This window comes from Robiginitalea sp. (assembly GCF_049588695.1).
Lineage (GTDB): Bacteria > Bacteroidota > Bacteroidia > Flavobacteriales > Flavobacteriaceae > Robiginitalea.
In genome coordinates this window covers 1-3,471 of record NZ_JBAVZJ010000601.1, presented here as the reverse complement: position 1 = coordinate 3,471, position 3,471 = coordinate 1, and the positions used below count along the sequence as shown (strand labels likewise).

Annotated in this window: 4 protein-coding genes and 1 pseudogene; all 5 read right to left on the bottom strand. The window is 47.6% G+C overall.

What is annotated here, in order from left to right; genetic code table 11:
* Nucleotides 1–330 (bottom strand): annotated as a pseudogene (locus WBV75_RS13785) (succinate--CoA ligase subunit alpha); the annotation flags it as partial.
* 59 nt (nt 331–389) lie between these two features.
* Entirely contained in the window at nt 390–1,325 is a 936-nt protein-coding gene (locus WBV75_RS13780; protein WP_424121163.1) for a UDP-3-O-(3-hydroxymyristoyl)glucosamine N-acyltransferase, read from the bottom strand.
* Between the two features lie 10 nt (nt 1,326–1,335).
* Nucleotides 1,336–1,902, bottom strand: a complete 567-nt coding sequence (gene efp, locus WBV75_RS13775; RefSeq protein ID WP_424121162.1) for an elongation factor P — start codon at nt 1,900–1,902, stop codon at nt 1,336–1,338.
* A gap of 2 nt (nt 1,903–1,904) precedes the next feature.
* Nucleotides 1,905–2,690, bottom strand: coding sequence for an acyl-ACP--UDP-N-acetylglucosamine O-acyltransferase (gene lpxA / locus WBV75_RS13770; RefSeq protein WP_424121161.1), 786 nt, complete (start codon nt 2,688–2,690; stop codon nt 1,905–1,907).
* Between the two features lies 1 nt (nt 2,691).
* Nucleotides 2,692–3,471 (bottom strand): 3-hydroxyacyl-ACP dehydratase FabZ (gene fabZ / locus WBV75_RS13765; RefSeq protein WP_424121160.1); only part of this gene is annotated, 780 nt, incomplete at its 5' end.

The window sequence follows — 3,471 nt, the reverse complement described above, 5'->3', positions numbered from 1 at the left end:
GTCGTATGCCTTAATCATATCGGCTACCGGTATCCCTTCGGTTATGGTAATAATCACCTTGATTCCCGCATTGGCAGCCTCCATGATGGCATCGGCAGCAAAAGCAGGTGGCACGAAAATAATAGTAGTATCCGCTCCGGTTTCGGCTACGGCTTCAGAAACAGTATTAAAAACCGGCCGATCGAGATGGCTTTGTCCTCCTTTGCCGGGCGTCACTCCACCGACCACGTTCGTTCCATATTCAATCATCTGTTCTGCGTGGAACGTTCCCTCGCTTCCGGTAAATCCCTGAACAATAATTTTGGAGTCCTTATTAACCAATACGCTCATATCTTCTTTTTTTTTCTAAGTCAAAAATAGGGCTTCGTTAAAAACAGCCCAGTGAATACTTATTGTTTTTTAATTTGTTTGGCGATTTCGGGCATTTGCCTCAATACTGCCATTTGTTTGAGTTGTTCCCTGGCCTCCATTGCAGGACTGCCAAAGTAGCCCTTCCCTCCTTCCAGGGACTTCGAAACTCCTGCCTGGGCCCAAAGAACGGCTTTAGCCCCAATTCGGATGGCACTGGTAATACCGACCTGCCCCCAAATAGTAACTTCGTCTTCGATTACCACGCACCCGGCAATTCCGGTCTGTGAGGCAATGAGGCACTTTTTTCCGATTACAGTGTCATGGCCTATTTGTATCTGATTGTCCAATTTACTCCCCTCGCCAATTCGGGTATCCCCACTGACGCCACGGTCAATAGTGCAGAGAGCTCCCAGTTCTACCCCATCCTCCAGGATAACCCTACCCCCCGAAAGGAGTCTGTCGTACCCCTCCGGACGATTCTTGTAATAAAAGGCGTCCGATCCGATAATAGTACCCGCCTGGACTATAACGCGATCGCCGAGAATACAGGAATCCAGTATCACCACATTCGGGTGGATAATACAGTGCTTCCCAATTTGCACATTCCTTCCGATAAAAACACCGGGTTGTATCACCGTTCCTTCCCCTATGGTAGCCGAAGGGTCGATTTGGGCCTGAGCCACCTGAAAAGGCTTGAAATGGGCCGTTAGCCGATTAAAATCACGGAATGGATCATCTGAAATCAGCAGGGCCTTACCTTCCGGACAAGCCACTTCTTTGTTGATCAGAACGATGGTGGCCTTCGAATCCAGAGCTTTTTGATAGTATTTCGGGTGATCGACAAAAACGATATCCCCGGGCTCGACCACATGGATCTCGTTGATTCCAAGAACCGGGAAATCCTTATCTCCTACGAAGGCTACCCCGAGTAAGTCAGCGATTTCCTCCAGTCTGTGTGGTCTTGGAAATTTCATTTCAGGTTCCCTATTCTTTGGCGCGCTCCATGTACGCCGCTTTTTCTGTATCTATTTTGATTTTGTCCCCTTCATTGATAAAAAGCGGAACGTTGATCCGGGCACCCGTTTCCACAGTAGCGGGTTTAGATGCGTTGGTAGCCGTATTCCCTTTAACCCCGGGCTCTGTATGGGTTACCTCCAGGACCACACTCGCCGGCATATCCACCGACAGGGGCATACTGTCTTCCGTATTAAAAAGAATGGTGACCACCTCCCCTTCCTTTAGTAAATCAGGGGCATCAAGGGTGCTTTCCTGAAGGGAGATCTGGTTGTAGTCCTCTGTGTTCATAAAATGGTAGGTTTCCCCTTCGGCATAGAGATACTGGTAGGACCGCGTCTCGACCCGAACATCCTCAATTTTATGGCCGGAGGAAAAGGTATTGTCGATCACCTTGCCCGTTGTCACACTTTTCAGTTTGGTCCGCACAAATGCCGGTCCCTTACCGGGCTTGACATGCAAAAACTCAATAATTTTATATATATCATGGTTGTAGCGAATGCACAATCCCTTTCTGATATCTGATGTTGTAGCCATAATTAATTGTTACTGAAATATCCTTTCATTATTCCCCTTTGTGAATCCCTGATAAATTGCAGGATTTCATCCCGCTCCGGGGTGGCTTCCATTTCCGCCTCGAGGATCTGGGCAGCCTGGGAATTATTATAGTTCATTTGGTAGAGGATGCGATAGATGTTCTGGATCTCCCTGATTTTATCTGTGGAGAATCCGCGTCTTCGAAGTCCCACGGAATTGATCCCCACATAAGACATGGGCTCACGCCCCCCTTTTACGAATGGTGGGACATCCTTACGCACCAGGGAGCCCCCGGTTACAAAAGCATGCGATCCCACGGAAACGAACTGCTGTACAGCCACCATCCCGGCCAATACTACATAATCTCCAATGGTGACATGACCCGCCAGGGTCGAATTATTTGAAAAAACACAATAATCCCCCACAATGCAATCATGGGCCACATGGCAATACGCCATGATAAGGCAGTGTTTGCCGATTACCGTCTTTTGGCGGTCTGCCGTTCCTTTATTAATCGTTGCACATTCCCGTATGGTGGTATGATCCCCTATTTCGACAATGGTCTCTTCTCCGTCGTATTTGAGATCCTGGGGAGTGGCCGATATGACTGCACCCGGGAAAATACTGCAGTTTTTGCCAATACGGGCCCCTTCCATGATACTCACATTGGAGCCAATCCAGGTTCCCTCTCCAATAATCACATTATTGTGTATAGTGGCAAAGGGTTCAATAACCACATTCTTGGCTATTTTGGCACCCGGATGCACATAGGCCAACGGCTGATTCATGCTAGTTGTTTTTGGTTTTGACTATCTGGGCCATCAGCTCAGCTTCGGAGACGAGCTTTCCGTTTGCATAGGCGTAAGCCTGCATATGGCAAATACCCCGTCGGATGGGTGATACCAGATCGCATTTAAAAATAAGGGTGTCCCCAGGCATTACCTGTTGTTTAAATTTCACCTTGTCAATTTTCATAAAATAGGTGAGGTAATTTTCAGGATCGGGCACTGTACTCAACACCAGAATTCCTCCGGTTTGCGCCATTGCTTCTACCTGCAGCACTCCTGGCATAACCGGTGCGCCGGGAAAATGACCGACGAAAAAAGGTTCATTCATGGTCACGTTCTTCAACCCTACCACGTGGGTATCGGATAGTTCAAGAATCCGGTCTACCAAAAGGAAAGGAGGGCGATGGGGCAGCATCTGCATGATCTGCGTCACATCCATAAAAGGCTCCTTATTCAAATCGTATTTCGGGACCTTATTTCGCTTCTCCAGTTTTATAATCTTTGAGAGCTTTTTAGCGAATTGCGTATTGACATAGTGGCCGGGTTTGTTGGCGATAACCTTTCCCTGAATTCGCGTGCCGATAAGGGCTAAATCTCCAATAACATCCAATAACTTGTGCCTTGCGGCTTCGTTGGGATAGTGAAGTGTCAGGTTGTCTAAAATACCATTGGGCTTCACGGAGAGTTTGTCTTTTTTAAAAGCATTTTGAAGCCGTATCATGGTTTCGTTAGAAATCTCCTTATCTACGTATACAATGGCATTATTCAGGTCTCCTCCCCG